Origin of the sequence: Vibrio sp. ZOR0018 (genome assembly GCF_963865925.1) — a bacterium.
Taxonomy (GTDB): Bacteria; Pseudomonadota; Gammaproteobacteria; order Enterobacterales; family Vibrionaceae; genus Vibrio; species Vibrio anguillarum.
Genome location: NZ_CAWMCN010000121.1, coordinates 64947 through 83343, shown reverse-complemented (window position 1 = coordinate 83343; position 18397 = coordinate 64947). Strand labels below are relative to the sequence as shown.

Below are 18397 nucleotides of genomic sequence, written 5' to 3'. Positions count from 1 at the left end.
TTAGCGACTGAATTCCTGCTCTAGTTGTTCGAGTGTCTCTTGTTCCGACATCCATTCCATTTCGATTGCTTCAAGTGCCGATTTGCTGCGAGCTTGAAGCGCAATCACTTCGGTAAGTTTAGCTTTGTTTTCGGCTTCATACAGCGAATTATCAGACAATTGCGCTTCAGTTTGCGCCAGTGCCGCGTTCAATGTGTCCATTTTCGCTTCGAGTTGTGTCAGTTTTTTGCGAATTGGTGCGGTTTGGATACGAAATTCCGCTTCTCGGCGCTTTTGATCTTTTTTGGCAGCGGCACTGTTGCTGCTGTCTTTGGCGGGTTGCTGAGATTGAACTTCTCTACGTTCCGCTTTCTGTTGTTCTGTCAGCCACTTGTAGTAGTCGGTCAAATCCCCATCGAAAGGCGCGACTTGACGATCGTGCACCAAGTACAAGTCATCGGTGGTTGCGCGCAGTAGATAGCGATCATGGCTGACGATGACCATCGCGCCTTCAAAGGTTTGCAGGGCAAACGTTAGGGCTTGACGCATATCCAAGTCTAAGTGGTTGGTGGGTTCATCAAGCAGCAGCAAGTTCGGTTTTTGCCACACAATTAGCGCAAGCACTAAGCGAGCCTTTTCACCCCCGGAAAACGGAGCGATTTTCTCTAGCGCTTTGTCGCCTTGGAAACCAAAGCTACCCAGATAATTACGCAGCTCAAGTTCGTTTTTATCTGGGGCGATTTGCATCATGTGCTGCAGAGGGGTCTCTTCTGGATGCAGTGTTTCTAACTGATGCTGGGCAAAGTAACCAATTTTTACACCTTGCGAATAAGTGAGATCGCCGCCTTGCGGTTTTAACTCACCGGAGAGCAATTTAATTAATGTTGATTTACCCGCACCGTTACGCCCGAGTAATCCAATACGGCTTCCCGGTACAAGGTTGAGGCGAATTTTTTCTAAAATTAAACGTTCACCATACCCGGCGTAGACTTCGTCCATCATCATGATTGGGTTAGGCAGTGCTGAAGGCTCTCGAAATTCGAAATTAAATGGGTTATCAAATTGAGCTGGCAGCACTTTTTCCATTCGTTCCAACGCTTTGATACGACTTTGTGCTTGGCGAGCTTTGGAGGCCTTGTAGCGGAAACGGTCGATGTAGCTTTGCATGTGCACCATCTGCTTTTGCTGCTTCTGGTACATGGCTTGCTGCAAGATCAGTTTTTGCGCCCGTTGATTTTCAAACGATGAGTAGTTTCCGGTGTATTCATTCATGGTTTGATTTTCGATATGGATGATGCGTCCGACGATCGGATCAAGAAAATCGCGGTCATGGGAAATCAAGATCAAGGTGCCGGGATAGTTTTGTAACCAACGTTCAAGCCACATGACGGCGTCCAAATCCAAGTGGTTGGTTGGTTCATCAAGCAGCAGTAAATCCGAGCGGCACAACAGCGCTTGCGCTAAGTTTAAGCGCATCCGCCAACCACCCGAAAATTGCGTTAAACTCCATCCCATCTGTTCTTGGCTAAACCCCAAACCATCAAGCAGTTCAGAAGCGCGGGCGCGAATACTGTATCCGCCGATGGTTTCAATTTTTCCATGCAGCTCTGCAACCAAGGTTCCTTGGTCTGCCTCTTCAGCAACGCTGAGGCGTCGTTCTAATTCACGATATTCACGATCGCCATCGATGACATATTCAATCGCATTGCGATCAAGAGCCGGAGTTTCTTGGGCAACCCAAGCCAGTTCCCAGTGAGCTGGTTTACTGAAGGAGCCAGCGTCAATAGATAGCTCATCTTTGAGTAGGGCAAAGAGCGTTGATTTGCCACAGCCATTTTTGCCTACTAGGCCAACTTTATCGCCCGGCTGGATAGTTGCAGAGGCCTTTTCAAGGAGCGGTTTACCGCCGCGCAGTAATTGAATATCAGAGAAGGTAATCATAAAAATCTATTTTTCATATCGAGACGTTATCGCGTGGAATAGTAGGGGCAATAAGGATAAATGTCGATCATTATGCAAATTGCGTTATTATGCTTAATAACATATTGATAACTATTGGGAGCGCAGACAAAAATGTCCACCACCGTCATGCCTGACCAAATTACACCTAAAATATTGGTGATTTATGCGCATCCTGAGCCATTAAACTCCATCGCCAATCAAACCATGCTGCTCAATATTGCGTCACTTTCCCACGTCACAGTGCATGACTTGTATGCAACCTATCCCGATTTTTTTATCGATGTGCACGCAGAGCAGCAAAAACTACTTGAGCATGATGTGATTGTGTTTCAACACCCTCTTTATATGTATTCCTGCCCAGCGCTACTCAAAGAGTGGTTTGATCGCGTGCTTGCCAAAGGGTTTGCCTTCGGCGGACAGACGGCGTTGCATGGTAAATACTGGCGTAGCGTCATCACCACGGGCGGAAAAAAAGAAGCGTTTGATGAGCGGGGCTACAACAAATACCCACTGGATCAAATTCTCCAACCATTTGAATTAACCGCGGCTCTGTGTTGTATGAATTGGATGGAACCGTTAGTCCTCTACTGGTCACGTAATGTGAGTGATATGGAGCGCTATCAACACGCTGAGCATTATCGGCACTGGTTACAACACCCACTTTCCACACAAGGAGAGCTTGATGGCGTTAAGCGGTGATTTTTTACAAAGCAGCGTGGTGTTTTTAACTGCGGCTGTGGTGGCCGTACCGATTGCTCAGCGTGCAGGGCTGGGTTCGGTGCTCGGCTATTTGTTAGCGGGTGTAGCCATAGGTCCTTGGGGGCTGGGTTTAATCAGTGATGTGCAAGCCATATTACACTTTGCTGAATTTGGCGTGGTGCTGCTGCTGTTTCTGATTGGGCTGGAATTAAACCCCAAAAAATTATGGCAGATGCGTGGGCCGATCCTTGGTTTGGGTGGCGCGCAGGTGGTGGTAAGTACCTTAGTCATCGCCAGTATTGCTTATCTATTAGGCGTTAACTGGCAAAGTAGTTTAGTGATTGGTATGGGCCTTGCGCTCTCTTCGACAGCAATCGCATTACGCGTAATTGAAGAGCAAGGGCTAACGCGCAGTGAAGCTGGCCAGTCTGGTTTTGCGGTACTGCTTTTTCAAGATATCGCTGTCATCCCAATGTTGGCCTTTTTGCCTTTGCTGGCAGGCAACGCGGGTGGAAGCTGGTTAGATGTGATTTGGATGTTGGGTGGCATTACCGCTTTGCTGGTGGGGGGGCATTTTCTATTGAGCCCGCTGTTTCGTTATATTGTGACCAGTGGTGTGCGTGAACTTTTTACCGTTGCCGCCTTATTGTTGGTGATTGGGATTGCACTGTTAATGCAGCAGCTTGGCTTGTCAATGGCGCTCGGTACTTTCCTTGCTGGCGTGTTGCTGGCAGAAAGTGAATTTCGCCATGAACTTGAGATCGCGATTGAACCGTTTAAAGGGTTATTGCTCGGGCTATTTTTTATTGCCGTTGGAATGGCGGTTAATTTGGGCTTATTGGCGCAAGCGCCGCTGCAAGTGTTGGCGGCTGTATTAGGTCTAGTGGTGCTGAAAGGAGGAATCCTTTATCTCCTCGCACGTTTATCGGGTACGCGTTCTAAAGCACGCAGCAAAATGGCGGCGATCCTCAGCCAAGGCGGCGAGTTCGCGTTCGTGATTTTCACTGCGGCAAGCGCACAGGGTGTGCTATCACCGGATCAAGTGGCCTTTTTGCTCGTTGTGGTCAGTCTGTCGATGGTCACCACACCTTTATTACTGACGATTCAGGACAAATGGTTTGCGCGAAAATTGAACCTCAGCAGTGACGATGAGATGCATTCCGATGTCGTTAATAAACAGCCGCAAATCATCATTGCGGGTTTTGGCCGTTTTGGGCAAATTGTAGGGCGTTTGATGTACGCCAATAAGATTAAAATTACCGTATTAGAAAGCGATGCCAGTCAAATTAAATTATTGAGAGAGTACGGTTATAACGTTTTTTATGGTGATGCAACTCAACTTGAACTGTTGCGCGCCGCGGGTGCAGAAGAAGCTGAGGCGATTGTCATCTGTACTGATGCGCCCGATGAAGTGATGAAAATTGTCGAGCTTTGTCAGCACCATTTCCCGCAGTTAAAGATCTTAGCTCGCGCTCGTAGCCGGGTAGAGGCGTATCAGTTACTCAGCCATGGGGTCGATAAATACTCGCGGGAAACTTTCTTAGGCGCTTTGGACCTCGGCCGACAAGTACTGGTCGAATTGGGCATGCACCCTTACCAAGCCAAGCGCGCCGAAGCACATTTTAGAAAACTCGATAATGCGATGCTGAAAGAGCTGCTACCGCAACATAACCAAGACAAACAACTCGCACTGCGCGCCAAAGAGGCACGTAAAGAGCTGGAAGAAATATTTGGGCGTGAAATGGATAATGATCGCCAATCTCGTCATTATTGGGAAAAATAACGCCAATCAATATTCAGTTGTAGGATGTAACGTGAAACAGAAAAAACGCTTTATTGCCGGTGCAAAGTGCCCAAGTTGTCAGTCACAAGATACTCTGCGCTGGTGGGTAGAAAATAACATAGAGCTCGTTGAGTGTGTCGAGTGCGACTACCATGAACAGCGAAAGCCCAAATCTGTAGAAAAAAGTGAACATGCTCGGCAAGAGATGATCGGGATTTTTAAACCAGAATAATTGAGTTTCTGGAATAGATCTTCATAATACGTCCCATACCGATCGATTTCTTAGGTTTGAAGATGACAACCTAGGAACAAACCTCCTTGGAGTTGTTATGAAAATTGAAAAGAACGTGGTTGTAAGCCTAGCCTACCAATTAGTATTGGAAGATGGTGCAGTCGTAGACCAATCAACAGTTGATGCACCACTAGATTACCTTCACGGTCACAACAATCTAATCACTGGCCTTGAAAATGAGTTAGAAGGAAAAGTTGTGGGCGATAAGTTCACAGCAACTATCGCTCCTGAAGAAGCGTACGGTGAATACAACGATGAGCTTGTACAACGTGTACCTGCTGAAGTTTTCCAAGGCGTTGATGAAATTGAAGTGGGTATGCGTTTTCTAGCGGATACTGACCAAGGCCAAATTCCAGTTGAAATCACGGAAGTGGATGGTGACGAAGTAGTAGTTGATGGTAATCACATGTTGGCTGGCCAAACATTAACGTTTGATGTAGAAGTCGTTGCGATTCGCGCTGCAACTGAAGAAGAGATCCAACATGGTCACATTCACCAAGCTGGTGGCTGTGGACATGGACATGGCCACGACCATGACCACGATCATGATCATGAAGGCGGTTGCTGTGGTGGTGAAGGCCATGACCATGGTGAGAAAAAAGAAGGTTGTTGCGGTGGCGGCAGCTGCGGTTCACATTAATCATTTTTTGGTTGGTAGTGTCAAAGTAGGCAGTAATAACCGACTGATACAATGAAATGGAAAGCGTTAATCGTCATGCGATTAGCGCTTTTTTGTTGCTTGTTAATTATTACAGTACTCACTTGCCGCCTACCTGCAACTTCAAGTTATTTGGGTATAGTTAATGTGTAGAACAGAAGTGTATTGCCTCTCAATTTATTAAGTTAAGGAATTCTCATGTCACAACCTTTTGCTATAGCAATTCATGGCGGCGCCGGAACCATCATTCGTCAACAAATGAGCGAATCATTAAAGCGCGATATTTTGAACACGCTAGAAAGTGCTGTTCGAGCGGGGCATCAAGTACTGGCACAAGGTGGTGATGCACTGGATGCGGTGGTTGAGGCTGTGAAAATACTTGAGGACTCTCCGTTGTTTAACGCAGGAAAAGGTTCGGTGTTAACGCATCAAGAGATGGTGGAGATGGACGCTTCTGTCATGCATGGCAAAATGATGGACGCAGGCGCGGTCGCTGGGGTTCGGCACATTAAAAATCCGGTGCAGCTCGCGCGTGATGTAATGAAGCACAGTGATCATGTGTTGTTGATTGGTGAGGGCGCAGAAGCGTTTGCTTTTACTCAAGGGCATCAATATACAGAACAAGATTACTTTTTTACTGAGCGTCGTTATGAACAGTTGCTAGCGATGAAAAGCAGCAATCAATTTGCTTTGTCGGAAGCAAAATTCCCAGATGACAAGAAATTTGGCACTGTTGGCGCAGTTGCATTGGATAAACAAGGCAACCTTGCGTCTGCTACTAGTACCGGTGGCATCACGAATAAAAAATTTGGTCGCGTCGGCGATTCTCCCATCATCGGTGCAGGAACGGTGGCTGAAAATGGTAATGTGGCGGTATCGACAACGGGCATGGGGGAATATTTCATTCGTAAAATGGTTGCCAGTGACGTTGCCGCTCGCATGCGTTATTTAAAAGAAGATGTTCATACCGCATGTGAAACCATTATTCAGGGTGAACTTAAAAAGCTCGGTGGTGAGGGTGGATTGATCGCCATTGATGCGCAAGGCGACATTCATTTTGCAATGAACAGTTCCGGTATGTACCGTGCTTGTGTTGATCGTCAAGGAGAGCTAATCGTAAAAATATATTCGGATGAGTAACTTACGTGCCTAATAACTGAATCATTTATTAAGTTATATTTTTATGACATTTTCGTGTTTAAAAAAGGACTGCAAGGAAAAGGATTCGGTGCTAGAATCCTTTTTTAACTAGCAATCAGACTTGGAAAGATGGGAAATAACGTAGTCGTTCTAGGCACCCAATGGGGTGACGAAGGCAAAGGTAAAATCGTAGACCTTTTAACTGAAGATGCAAAATACGTGGTTCGCTACCAAGGCGGCCATAATGCAGGCCACACTTTGGTCATTGACGGTGAAAAAACCGTTCTTCATTTAATTCCATCCGGCATTCTTCGCAATAAAGTGAAATGCATCATCGGCAACGGTGTTGTGCTTTCACCTGACGCACTAATCAATGAAATGAAGCCTCTAGAAGAGCGTGGTATTCCAGTCCGCGAACGTCTTTTCATTTCTGAAGCTTGCCCACTTATTCTTCCTTACCACATTGCGCTTGACCAAGCTCGTGAAACGGCTCGTGGTAAAAAAGCAATTGGTACGACAGGTCGTGGTATCGGTCCTGCTTATGAAGACAAAGTGGCTCGTCGTGGTTTACGCGTTGGTGACTTGTTCGATATGGCTTCATTTGCAGAAAAGCTAAAAGAAGTGATGGAGTTCCATAACTTCCAACTTGAGCATTTCTACAAAGCTGAACCAGTAAGCTACGAATCCGTACTTGAGCAAGCACAAGGCTATGCTGATTTGCTGACTTCGATGGTGATCGACGTGACCGATGAACTTGATGCAGCGCGTAAGCGTGGCGACAAAATCATGTTCGAAGGTGCGCAAGGTACTATGCTTGATATTGACCACGGTACATACCCATACGTAACGTCTTCTAACACGACTGCTGGTGGTGTTGCTGCAGGTTCTGGTTTCGGCCCTCGTCATCTAGGTTATATTCTAGGTATCGCGAAAGCTTACTGTACTCGCGTTGGTGCAGGTCCATTCCCAACCGAATTGGATGATGAAATCGGTAATCACCTAGGCACGAAAGGCCATGAGTTTGGTGCTACAACAGGCCGTAAGCGCCGTTGTGGTTGGTTTGATGCGGTAGCGATGCGTCGCGCCATTCAAATTAACTCAGTCACAGGCTTCTGCTTGACTAAACTTGACGTACTTGATGGTCTAGAAGAGCTAAAAATCTGTACGGGTTACCAAATGCCAGATGGCTCAATTGCTCAAGTATCACCAATGGCAGCTGACGCTTTTGAAGCGGTAACACCTATTTACGAAACTATGCCTGGTTGGTCTGAAAATACCTTCGGTGCTAAATCAATTGATGCCCTGCCACAAGCGGCGCTTGATTACATCAAACGTATTGAAGAGTTGACTGGTGTACCTGTTGACATCGTTTCTACAGGTCCAGATCGTAACGAAACCATTATCAAGGTTCACCCATTTTCAGTTTAATGGTTGATTGATAAACGTTTTTAAAACCGGCTTTCAGAGCCGGTTTTTTTATACCTGTATTGATGATATTTTGTCCTTGGTGTGGCAATAAATGGCCGAATAACGGCAAATTTTGTCTAAAGAGTTTGCCGCACTGGTCGATAAAGTTATCAAGCCCAGCCCTAGATGAAACTGAGGCTATAATTTTAAGGCTATCGATAGACATAAAGAGTGCAGGTATGAAGCTACGAACGGTAGCAGCTTCATTGTTTTTAGCGCTGACCTCATCCTTGAGTCATGCCAACGTGGCGGAAGTGGGTGAACCAGTCCCTATTTACACCGAAGCTGAACTAATCAAGTTAATTGAGCAAAATAAACATTTAGAGCAAGTCAAGGCCGACAACTGCCAATTGGTAGAAGATATTGTTGCGCGTGCTACTCGCATCAGCCTGCCTTCCTACGAGTTTTTGTATGGAGATATGCTAGCGTGGGGGGTCTGTGTAGATCAAGATGTCGAACTTGGCTTGTACTATATGGAAAATGCAGCTCATCAAGGTTTACCCGCTGCGTTAGAGCAGCTTGGGCGTTATTATTCGCGTGGTACTTTAGTACAGCAGGATAAAGAGCGAGCTATTCCCTATCTGCGTGAAGCCGCTGCGATGGGCAATATTAATGCTCGTATCCATCTAGCTGAGCTTCTGCTGCGTGATTATGGCAGCCCGCTTGATTATGAAGATGCTTATCGCTGGCTTTATAATTCGGTGACTATCGATCAAAGAATACATTCTCGGATCTCTATGCTCCGGCAGGGGTTAGAGCAGCGAATGCCACAAAATGTGGTTGCGCGAGCCAAGCGCAGAGATACGTTTTGGTAGCCTTCATTATTGCTTTTCTTATTTCGCCCACACGGTTGGGCGAAGTCATTTCTGCGCTTTTCGTCTAACGCATTAGCCTATAATAATCAATACGCTGCTGTAGCTTCTGCCGTGAGTCAGTTATACTCTGGCTATCTCTCCTTGCTTTAGCAGGTCTGCCTATGTCTGAAATTATCAATAACGATCCTTTTGCGGATCGAGAATCTAGCAATTACGAAAATCCAATTCCAAGCCGAGAATTCATCCTCGAATTTCTAACCGAAGCCAATGTACCGATGAATCGTAATGATCTTTTTGAGGCATTGGGTTTGTCTGGTGAAGAGCAATACGAAGGGCTACGCCGTCGTTTGCGTGCGATGGAGCGAGATGGCCAATTGGTATTTACTCGTCGCCAATGCTATGCATTGCCAGAAAAACTGGAAATGATCAAAGGTCACGTAATCGGACATAAAGATGGTCATGGGTGGGTTCGTCCTGATGGCAGCGTTGGCAAAGATAACGATGTTTTGCTACCTCATCACCAAATGCGTACCATTATTCATGGCGACTACGTGCTGGTACAACCGACAGGCACGGATAAAAGAGGCCGTAAAGAAGGACGTTTGGTCCGAGTTTTGGAAGAACGTAAAACCCAACTTGTTGGACGTTTCTTCCTCGAAAATGGCTACTCTTATGTCGTGCCCGATGATTCACGCATCACTCAAGACATCTTGATCCCTAATGAGCACAAAGGCGGAGCTCGCATGGGGAACGTGGTGGTGATTGAAATTACCGATCGTGGTGCCAGAGCAAGAGGAATGACAGGCAGGGTTGTTGAAGTACTTGGGGAAAATATGGCTCCCGGTATGGAGACACAAATAGCGATTCGCACTCACCAGATCCCTCATGAGTGGCCGCAAGAAGTATTAAAGCAAGTCGAAAACCTGAGAGAAGAAGTTCCAGAAGAGGCGAAGCAAGGGCGCGTGGATTTGCGTCAATTACCTTTAGTGACTATTGATGGTGAAGACGCGCGTGACTTTGATGACGCGGTTTATTGCGAAGCCAAAAAAGGTGGTGGCTGGCGTCTCTGGGTTGCGATTGCTGACGTAAGTTATTATGTACGCCCCGATACGGCTCTTGATAAAGAAGCGATCAACCGTGGTAACTCAGTTTACTTCCCATCGCAAGTCGTCCCTATGCTACCGGAAGTACTGTCGAACGGTCTTTGTTCACTTAATCCACAAGTCGACCGTCTATGCATGGTGTGCGAGATGACAGTCTCTGCAACGGGCAAAATTTCGGGTTACAAACATTACGAAGCCGTGATGAACTCTCATGCCCGTTTAACTTACAACAAAGTACACGCCATTCTTGAAGGGGATGAAGAGCTACGCGAACGTTATCAAGCCGTGGTTCCTCATCTTGAAGAACTCTATTCGATGTATAAGGTGCTAAAAGCAGCGCGTGATGAGCGTGGCGGTATTGAATTTGAAACGATTGAAACTAAGTTTATTTTTAATGCTGAGCGTAAAATCGACAGCATTGAACCTGTTGTCCGTAATGATGCGCACAAAATAATCGAAGAGTGCATGATCCTCGCTAATATTGCTTCAGCATCACTGGTGGAAAAAGCGAAAGAGCCCGCTCTGTACCGTATCCATGAATCACCGGGAGAAGAGCGTTTGACCGGTTTTAGGGATTTCTTAGGCGAGCTTGGTTTGAACTTAGCGGGTGGGCTAGAGCCTTCGCCAACCGATTACGCTAACTTAATGAAACAGATTGGTGAGCGCCAAGACAAAGAGTTGATCCAAACCATGTTACTGCGTTCCATGAAGCAGGCTGTGTATAACGCGGATAACTGTGGTCACTTTGGTTTAGCGCTCAAACGCTATGCGCACTTTACTTCACCTATTCGTCGCTACCCTGATCTCCTATTGCACCGCGCAATTAAATATTTGATTGCCAAAGAATCGGGCAATCACACCGACCGTTGGACAACCACAGGTGGTTATCACTACTCTTTTGATGACATGGACTTCTATGGTCAGCAATGTTCAATGACAGAACGCCGTGCTGATGATGCGACGCGTGAAGTATCCGATTGGCTCAAGTGTGAATACATGCAAGATCATGTAGGCGAAGAGCTTGATGGAGTCATAGCCAACGTGACAGGTTTCGGTTTCTTCGTTCGGTTAACTGAGTTGCACATTGATGGATTGGTCCATATTTCAACGCTAGCGAATGACTACTATCAATTTGATCCCGTGGGACAACGATTGATCGGCGAAAGTTTTGGCAACATCTATCGCTTAGGTGACGCCGTTAAAGTCAAAGTGTTATCCGTCAACTTGGATGATCGTCAAATTGACTTTGAAATCGTGGGCACTAGCCGTAAGCTGCGCGGAGAAGGCAAGACAGCGAAGAAACGTGCAACGGATGCACGAGAGAAAGCACGTGGCAAGAAGGTGACGTCAAGTAAAGGAAAGGCAACTCCTTTAGTTGAAGCGACTAAACGCCCAGATGAAAAAAGTAGTGAAGGCTCAAAACCTGAACGAAAAAAAAGCAAAACAACAAAAGCACGCAAAAAGAAACCCGCGGCCAAAGCAAATAAAGCGCGTGCTAGTAAATAACGATCAATGGGTAAATCATGAGTAACGAATGTATTTATGGTATTCACGCGGTCAGCGCTGTACTTGAAAAAGATCCAGCGCGATTGATAGAAGCGTTTGTACTAAAAGGGCGACAAGATGATCGCCTGCTTCCACTGTTAAATGAACTGCAACATTGCGGTGTCTCTATTCAACAGATGGGACGTAAAACATTGGATGACAAGGCTCAAGGGGCGAATCATCAGGGCATCATTGCTCGTGTAAAACCAGCAAAACAGCTTAATGAGCATGATTTAGAAGCAATCATCGCACAGCATGAGCAACCGCTATTACTTGTTTTGGATGGTGTTACCGACCCGCATAATCTCGGCGCATGCCTACGTAACGCCGATGCTGCCGGGGTCGCTGCAGTGATCGTACCAAAAGATAAGTCAGCACCAATGACAGCAACGGTCAGCAAAGTCGCTTGTGGCGCTGCTGAAACTGTGCCTTTAGTACGAGTGACAAATCTTGCACGTACCATGCGCGCCCTTCAAGAACAAGGCGTATGGTTTGTTGGCACTGCCGGTGAGGCGACGCATGACATTTACCAAGCCAAACTGACAGGGCCCCTTGCGATTGTTATGGGCGCTGAAGGGGATGGTATGCGCCGTTTAACGCGCGAAACCTGCGATGATCTGATCAAAATACCGATGGCGGGCACCGTTTCTAGCCTAAACGTATCAGTAGCGGCTGGGATCTGTCTGTTTGAAGCAGTGAGACAGCGCCAAGCTGTATAATTATGCATCAGGGATAAAAGGATAGGGTCGTGAGTGCTCAACTCATCTTTCTATCCCTTTCTATTACTTCCTCAGTGAAAGAAGAAATAGATAGTTTATAAGTTTAATTTCTACACAGCGCTTGCATGTGTAATGGTGATCTGTATAATGCACCGCACTGGTTAAATCCAGTTGTGAACCAATGAGCAGTGAGGAGTAAACTGACCTAGCTGTTAGTTTAGTAACGTATACTCAGCTTATGTTCGCAGTTAATACAATTAGCTCTGTTGCGTTTAGTAATAGATTAAAGTTAATCGAAAATTAACTGACAATGTGCCTAATTTTGGCACTACGGTTTCACATAAATCAATCGGCATTCTCTCGTTTTAACGAGTTTGAGTGGCGATATTGTTTGTGTAATTTTTAATTATTGGAGCTCTGTCTCATGCAGAACCAACGTATCCGTATCCGCCTAAAAGCGTTCGATTACAAACTAATCGATGCTTCTACAGCGGAAATCGTTGAAACAGCTAAGCGTACCGGCGCACAGGTTCGTGGTCCTATTCCACTTCCTACTCGTAAAGAGCGTTTCACTGTTCTTATCTCTCCACACGTCAACAAAGATGCTCGTGATCAGTACGAAATCCGTACTCACAAACGTCTAATCGACATCGTTGAGCCAACAGATAAAACTGTTGATGCACTGATGCGCCTAGATCTAGCTGCTGGCGTTGACGTACAAATCAGCCTAGGTTAAGGGAGATTAGAAGAATGATTGGTCTAGTCGGACGTAAAGTGGGTATGACCCGCGTATTTACTGAAGAAGGCGTTTCTATCCCAGTAACTGTTGTTGAGGTTGAAGCAAACCGTATTTCTCAAGTGAAAACTCTTGAGACTGACGGCTATGCAGCAATCCAGGTAACTACTGGTACTAAGAAAGCCAACCGTGTAACTAAACCAGAAGCTGGTCACTTTGCGAAAGCAGGTGTAGAAGCTGGTCGCGGTCTTTGGGAATTCCGTTTAGAAAACGGCGAAGAGTTTGAAGTTGGCACTGAGCTAAATGTAGAACTTTTCAACGAAGTTAAAAAAGTAGACGTTACTGGTACATCTAAAGGTAAAGGTTTCCAAGGTGCTGTTAAGCGCTGGAATTTCCGTACCCAAGATATGACTCACGGTAACTCTTTGTCTCACCGTGCACCGGGTTCAATTGGCCAATGTCAAACTCCAGGTCGCGTGTTCAAAGGCAAAAAAATGGCAGGTCACATGGGTGCTGAGCGTGTAACGACTCAAAACCTAGAGATCGTACGTGTTGACGCTGAGCGCAATCTGCTTCTTATTAAAGGTGCAGTACCAGGTGCAACTGGCGCTAACGTGATCGTCAAACCAGCTATTAAAGCATAACGTCTAGGAGTAAGTAATGGAATTGATGGTTAAAGGTGCTAACGCACTAACTGTTTCCGAAACTACTTTCGGACGTGAGTTCAACGAAGCCCTTGTACACCAAGTAGTTGTTGCGTATGCAGCAGGTGCTCGTCAAGGTACTCGTGCTCAAAAGACACGTTCAGAAGTTTCTGGCGGTGGCGCTAAGCCATGGCGTCAAAAAGGTACTGGCCGTGCACGTGCTGGTACAATTCGTAGCCCAATCTGGCGTACAGGTGGTGTTACTTTTGCTGCGAAACCACAAGATCACAGCCAAAAAGTAAACAAAAAAATGTACCGCGGTGCTATGAAGAGCATTCTTTCTGAACTAGTTCGTCAAGAGCGTTTAATCGTTGTTGATAACTTCTCAGTAGAAGCACCAAAAACTAAAGAGCTATTAGCTAAGCTTAAAGAACTTGAGCTTAACGATGTACTCATCGTTACTGGCGAAGTAGACGAGAATCTATTCTTAGCTGCTCGCAACCTATATAAAGTTGACGCACGTGACGTAGCGGGTCTTGACCCAGTTAGCCTAATTGCGTTTGACAAGGTTCTAATGACTGCAGAAGCAGTTAAGCAAGTTGAGGAGATGCTGGCATGATCAGTGAAGAGCGTCTACTAAAAGTTCTACGTGCACCGCACATCTCTGAAAAAGCAACTATGACTGCTGAGAAAGCGAACACTATCGTTTTCAAAGTAGCAAAAGATGCAACTAAGAAAGAGATCAAAGCAGCTGTAGAAAAGCTATTTGAAGTTGAAGTTAAGTCTGTAAATACTCTTATCACTAAGGGTAAGACCAAACGTCAAGGTCTACGCCAAGGTCGCCGCAGCGACGTTAAAAAAGCGTATGTGACTTTGAAAGAAGGTCAAGATCTTGACTTTGTTGGCGGCGCGGAATAACAGGAGTAGTTGAATAATGGCTATTGTTAAATGTAAGCCGACTTCCCCTGGTCGTCGTCACGTCGTTAAAGTTGTTAACGCTGACCTACACAAGGGTAAGCCATACGCACCTCTTCTAGAGAAAAACTCTAAGAATGGTGGTCGTAACAACAACGGTCGTATCACAGTACGTCATATCGGTGGTGGTCATAAGCAACACTATCGTTTGGTTGACTTCAAACGTACTAAAGATGGCATCCCAGCGAAAGTTGAGCGTCTAGAATACGATCCAAACCGTAGCGCAAATATCGCTCTAGTTCTGTACGCAGACGGCGAGCGTCGTTACATTATCGCACCTAAAGGTGTTCAAGCTGGTGATACAATCCAGTCTGGTGTTGATGCGCCAATTAAAGCAGGTAACACTCTGCCAATGCGCAACATCCCAGTGGGTTCTACTATTCACTGTGTTGAACTTAAGCCTGGTAAAGGTGCACAGCTAGCTCGTTCGGCTGGTGCATATGCTCAACTTGTCGCTCGCGACGGTACTTATGCAACTATCCGCCTACGTTCTGGTGAAATGCGCAAAGTACTTTCTGAAGGCCGTGCAACAATCGGTGAAGTTGGTAACTCTGAGCACATGCTACGTGAACTAGGTAAAGCTGGTGCTTCACGCTGGCGCGGCGTACGTCCAACTGTACGTGGTGTAGTAATGAACCCGGTTGACCACCCACACGGTGGTGGTGAAGGCCGCACTTCTGGTGGTCGTCACCCAGTATCTCCTTGGGGTATGCCTACTAAGGGCTTCAAGACTCGTAGCAACAAACGCACCGACAAGTACATCGTACGTCGTCGTAATAAGTAATCTATATAAGAGGATAAGCCATGCCACGTTCTCTCAAGAAAGGTCCATTTATTGACCTACACTTGCTGAAGAAGGTAGAGAAAGCGGTGGAAAGCGGAGACAAAAAGCCTATTAAGACTTGGTCCCGTCGTTCAATGATCATTCCATCAATGATTGGTTTGACCATCGCTGTCCATAATGGTCGTCAGCACGTTCCAGTATTTGTCACTGATGAAATGATCGGTCACAAACTGGGCGAATTCGCACCAACTCGTACTTACCGTGGTCACGCTGCGGATAAGAAAGCTAAGAAGCGCTAAGGAGTAAATGATGGAAGCTATTGCTAAACATAACTTTGCTCGCATTTCTCCTCAGAAAGCTCGCTTAGTTGCAGATCTAATCCGTGGTAAATCTGTGGATCAGGCTCTTGAAATCCTAACTTTCAGCAACAAAAAAGCGGCTGTATTAGTTAAGAAAGTTCTAGAGTCAGCTATCGCTAACGCAGAACACAACGAAGGTGCAGATATCGACGATCTTAATGTCGCTAAAATCTTCGTAGATGAGGGCCCGGTCATGAAGCGTATTATGCCTCGTGCAAAAGGCCGTGCGGATCGTATCTTGAAGCGTTCAAGCCACATCACTGTTGTTGTAGCAGACCGCTAAGAGACTAGGAGAGTAAGCAATGGGTCAGAAAGTACATCCTAATGGTATTCGTCTTGGCATCGTTAAGCCTTGGAATGCTACATGGTTTGCTAACACCAAAGATTTCGCTGACAACCTAGACGGCGACTTCAAGGTACGTCAGTTCCTTACTAAGGAACTTTCAAAAGCGTCTCTATCACGCATCGTTATCGAGCGTCCTGCTAAGAGCATTCGTGTGACTATCCACACTGCTCGCCCAGGCGTTGTTATCGGTAAGAAAGGTGAAGACGTTGAGAAGCTACGCGCAGCTGTAGCTAAAATTGCAGGTGTACCAGCGCAAATTAACATCGCTGAAGTACGTAAGCCTGAGCTAGACGGCCAATTAGTGGCTGATAGCATCGCGTCTCAACTAGAGCGTCGCGTTATGTTCCGTCGTGCTATGAAGCGTGCGGTACAAAATGCTATGCGTCTAGGCGCTAAAGGTATCAAAGTGGAAGTAAGCGGTCGTCTTGGCGGCGCTGAAATTGCACGTTCTGAGTGGTACCGTGAAGGCCGTGTGCCTCTACACACTCTACGTGCTGACATTGATTACGCAACTTCTTCGGCTCACACTCAATACGGTGTGATCGGCGTTAAAGTTTGGATCTTCAAGGGTGAAATCCTTGGTGGTATGCCAGCTGCAAACGCTGTTGAGCCAAAGGCTGACAAGCCTAAGAAGCAGCGTAAAGGCCGTAAGTAAGGAGTCGACTGATGCTACAACCTAAACGCACTAAGTTCCGTAAGGTTCATACTGGTCGCAACCGCGGTCTAGCTAAAGGTACTGACGTAAGCTTCGGTACATTTGGTCTTAAAGCCGTTGGACGTGGTCGTCTAACTGCTCGTCAGATCGAAGCGGCACGTCGTGCAATGACACGTCACGTTAAGCGTCAAGGTAAAATCTGGATCCGTGTGTTCCCAGATAAGCCAATCACTGAAAAACCACTAGAAGTTCGTCAAGGTAAGGGTAAAGGTAACGTTGAGTACTGGGTAGCCCAAATCCAACCTGGTAAGGTTATGTACGAAATGGACGGTGTACCTGAAGAATTGGCACGTGAAGCGTTCCGCCTAGCGGCTCGTAAACTGCCATTCAAAACTACATTCGTAATTAAACAGGTGATGTGATGAAAGCACTAGATCTACGCGCAAAAAGCGCTGAAGAGCTTAACGCTGAGCTACTGAATTTGCTACGTGAACAGTTCAACTTGCGCATGCAAGCTGCAACTGGTCAACTACAGCAAACTCATACTTTGAAAGCTGTACGCCGTGATATCGCACGCGTTAAAACTGTTTTGACTGAGAAGGCAGGCGAATAATGAGCGACAAAATTCGTACTCAACTAGGTCGTGTTATTAGTGACAAGATGGATAAATCTATCACTGTTGCTATCGAGCGCATGGTGAAACACCCAATTTACGGTAAATTCGTAAAGCGTACGACTAAAGTACACGCACATGACGAAAACAACGAGTGTGGCCTAGGCGATACCGTTGAGATTCGTGAGTGTCGTCCTCTGTCTAAGACTAAGTCTTGGACATTGGTTAAAGTTATAGAAAAAGCGAAGATGTAATCATCGTTATTCTATGATTTTAAACGGCTCCAAAGTTTTTTTGGAGCCGTTTATTTTTTGTCTACCCAATCTTAGGAAAGGGTGGTACAATTCGCGTCCCTTTTAAAGAGGCAGCCCGACCCGAGAGGGTCTAGTTTTAATATTTAGCGGAGCACTAACAATGATCCAAATGCAAAGTACACTTGATGCAGCTGATAACTCAGGCGCGCGCAAGGTAATGTGTATTAAGGTTCTGGGTGGCTCTCACCGCCGTTATGCACATATCGGTGACATCATCAAAGTTACAGTGAAGGAAGCAATTCCTCGCGGTAAAGTTAAAAAAGGTGATGTACTGAAGGCGGTGGTAGTTCGCACCCGTAAAGGCGTACGTCGTCCAGACGGTTCTGTCATTCGCTTCGACCGTAATGCTTGCGTATTGTTGAACAATAATACAGAGCAACCTATCGGTACACGTATCTTTGGTCCAGTGACTCGTGAACTTCGCAATGCGAAATTTATGAAAATCGTGTCACTAGCACCTGAAGTTCTGTAAGGAGCGGCACACATGGCAGCTAAAATCCGTCGTAATGACGAAGTAATCGTTCTTGCTGGTAAAGATAAAGGCAAGAAAGGTAAAGTAACTAAGGTTCTCGTAACTGGTAAAGTTATCGTTGAAGGTATCAACCTTGTTAAGAAACACCAAAAGCCGGTTCCGGCTCTAGGTCAACAAGGTGGCATCGTTGAACAAGAAGCAGCTATTGATGCTTCTAACGTTGCAATCTTTAACGCAGCAACTGGTAAAGCGGACCGTATCGGTTTCCGTTTTGAAGACGGCAAAAAAGTTCGTTTCTTCAAATCTAACGGTGAAATCGTTTCTAACTAATTAGAAG

At 46.1% G+C, this 18397-nt stretch carries 23 protein-coding genes; 22 read left to right on the top strand and 1 reads right to left on the bottom strand.

Annotated elements, in window-relative coordinates; all coding sequences use genetic code 11:
• Entirely contained in the window at positions 1–1920 is a 1920-nt protein-coding gene (locus AACR75_RS13740) for an ABC transporter ATP-binding protein (RefSeq protein ID WP_047690534.1), read from the bottom strand.
• Positions 1921–2052: 132 nt separating this feature from the next.
• On the opposite strand from AACR75_RS13740, the gene kefG reads away from it, so the two are divergent.
• The 22 genes from kefG to rplX all read left to right on the top strand — a co-directional run bounded on the left by kefG (position 2053) and on the right by rplX (position 18390).
• Positions 2053–2640, top strand: coding sequence for a glutathione-regulated potassium-efflux system ancillary protein KefG (kefG, locus tag AACR75_RS13735; RefSeq protein ID WP_197056809.1), 588 nt, complete (start codon positions 2053–2055; stop codon positions 2638–2640).
• The gene (kefB, locus tag AACR75_RS13730) at positions 2624–4423 is read left to right on the top strand and encodes a glutathione-regulated potassium-efflux system protein KefB (protein WP_013855911.1); all 1800 of its coding nucleotides are present in this window, start codon (positions 2624–2626) and stop codon (positions 4421–4423) included. The genes kefG and kefB overlap by 17 nt, the downstream gene beginning before the upstream one ends.
• Positions 4424–4454: 31 nt before the next feature.
• On the top strand, positions 4455–4655 hold the full coding sequence (locus tag AACR75_RS13725; RefSeq protein WP_010318749.1) for a YheV family putative zinc ribbon protein: 201 nt from the start codon (positions 4455–4457) through the stop codon (positions 4653–4655).
• A gap of 97 nt (positions 4656–4752) precedes the next feature.
• On the top strand, positions 4753–5355 hold the full coding sequence (slyD, locus tag AACR75_RS13720; RefSeq protein WP_047690529.1) for a peptidylprolyl isomerase: 603 nt from the start codon (positions 4753–4755) through the stop codon (positions 5353–5355).
• Positions 5356–5571: 216 nt separating this feature from the next.
• Entirely contained in the window at positions 5572–6513 is a 942-nt protein-coding gene (locus AACR75_RS13715; protein WP_047690525.1) for an isoaspartyl peptidase/L-asparaginase family protein, read from the top strand.
• 129 nt (positions 6514–6642) lie between these two features.
• Entirely contained in the window at positions 6643–7941 is a 1299-nt protein-coding gene (locus AACR75_RS13710; protein ID WP_013855915.1) for an adenylosuccinate synthase, read from the top strand.
• A 218-nt stretch (positions 7942–8159) separates the two neighbouring features.
• Positions 8160–8795 (top strand): flagellar protein MotX, encoded by a 636-nt coding sequence (gene motX / locus AACR75_RS13705; protein ID WP_013855917.1) that lies wholly within the window; start codon positions 8160–8162, stop codon positions 8793–8795.
• Positions 8796–8956: 161 nt separating this feature from the next.
• On the top strand, positions 8957–11404 hold the full coding sequence (rnr, locus tag AACR75_RS13700; RefSeq protein WP_017046740.1) for a ribonuclease R: 2448 nt from the start codon (positions 8957–8959) through the stop codon (positions 11402–11404).
• Between the two features lie 17 nt (positions 11405–11421).
• Entirely contained in the window at positions 11422–12162 is a 741-nt protein-coding gene (gene rlmB / locus AACR75_RS13695; RefSeq protein ID WP_017042851.1) for a 23S rRNA (guanosine(2251)-2'-O)-methyltransferase RlmB, read from the top strand.
• Between the two features lie 424 nt (positions 12163–12586).
• The gene (rpsJ, locus tag AACR75_RS13690; protein ID WP_001181007.1) at positions 12587–12898 is read left to right on the top strand and encodes a 30S ribosomal protein S10; all 312 of its coding nucleotides are present in this window, start codon (positions 12587–12589) and stop codon (positions 12896–12898) included.
• Positions 12899–12912: 14 nt separating this feature from the next.
• On the top strand, positions 12913–13542 hold the full coding sequence (gene rplC / locus AACR75_RS13685) for a 50S ribosomal protein L3 (protein WP_013855921.1): 630 nt from the start codon (positions 12913–12915) through the stop codon (positions 13540–13542).
• A gap of 16 nt (positions 13543–13558) precedes the next feature.
• Positions 13559–14161 carry a 50S ribosomal protein L4 gene (gene rplD / locus AACR75_RS13680; protein WP_010318759.1) on the top strand — a complete coding sequence of 201 codons (603 nt, stop codon included), beginning with the start codon at positions 13559–13561 and terminating at the stop codon, positions 14159–14161.
• Positions 14158–14460, top strand: a complete 303-nt coding sequence (gene rplW / locus AACR75_RS13675) for a 50S ribosomal protein L23 (RefSeq protein WP_010318760.1) — start codon at positions 14158–14160, stop codon at positions 14458–14460. The genes rplD and rplW overlap by 4 nt, the downstream gene beginning before the upstream one ends.
• 16 nt (positions 14461–14476) lie before the next feature.
• Positions 14477–15301, top strand: coding sequence for a 50S ribosomal protein L2 (gene rplB / locus AACR75_RS13670; protein WP_013855922.1), 825 nt, complete (start codon positions 14477–14479; stop codon positions 15299–15301).
• 20 nt (positions 15302–15321) lie between these two features.
• Positions 15322–15600, top strand: a complete 279-nt coding sequence (rpsS, locus tag AACR75_RS13665) for a 30S ribosomal protein S19 (RefSeq protein ID WP_010318762.1) — start codon at positions 15322–15324, stop codon at positions 15598–15600.
• 10 nt (positions 15601–15610) lie between these two features.
• Positions 15611–15943, top strand: coding sequence for a 50S ribosomal protein L22 (rplV, locus tag AACR75_RS13660; RefSeq protein ID WP_026027327.1), 333 nt, complete (start codon positions 15611–15613; stop codon positions 15941–15943).
• 19 nt (positions 15944–15962) lie between these two features.
• Positions 15963–16661 (top strand): 30S ribosomal protein S3, encoded by a 699-nt coding sequence (gene rpsC / locus AACR75_RS13655; protein ID WP_010318764.1) that lies wholly within the window; start codon positions 15963–15965, stop codon positions 16659–16661.
• 11 nt (positions 16662–16672) lie between these two features.
• Positions 16673–17083 (top strand): 50S ribosomal protein L16, encoded by a 411-nt coding sequence (gene rplP / locus AACR75_RS13650; RefSeq protein WP_010318765.1) that lies wholly within the window; start codon positions 16673–16675, stop codon positions 17081–17083.
• A complete protein-coding gene (gene rpmC / locus AACR75_RS13645; RefSeq protein ID WP_010318766.1) occupies positions 17083–17274 on the top strand; it encodes a 50S ribosomal protein L29 in 192 nt (63 codons plus the stop codon). The genes rplP and rpmC overlap by 1 nt, the downstream gene beginning before the upstream one ends.
• Positions 17274–17528: a 30S ribosomal protein S17 gene (gene rpsQ / locus AACR75_RS13640; protein ID WP_013855925.1), complete on the top strand. Its 255-nt coding sequence runs from the start codon at positions 17274–17276 to the stop codon at positions 17526–17528. Before rpmC ends, rpsQ begins: the two co-directional genes overlap by 1 nt.
• A 160-nt stretch (positions 17529–17688) precedes the next feature.
• The gene (rplN, locus tag AACR75_RS13635) at positions 17689–18060 is read left to right on the top strand and encodes a 50S ribosomal protein L14 (RefSeq protein ID WP_010318768.1); all 372 of its coding nucleotides are present in this window, start codon (positions 17689–17691) and stop codon (positions 18058–18060) included.
• 12 nt (positions 18061–18072) lie between these two features.
• Positions 18073–18390 (top strand): 50S ribosomal protein L24, encoded by a 318-nt coding sequence (gene rplX, locus AACR75_RS13630; protein ID WP_010318769.1) that lies wholly within the window; start codon positions 18073–18075, stop codon positions 18388–18390.
• Positions 18391–18397: the final 7 nt, after the last annotated feature.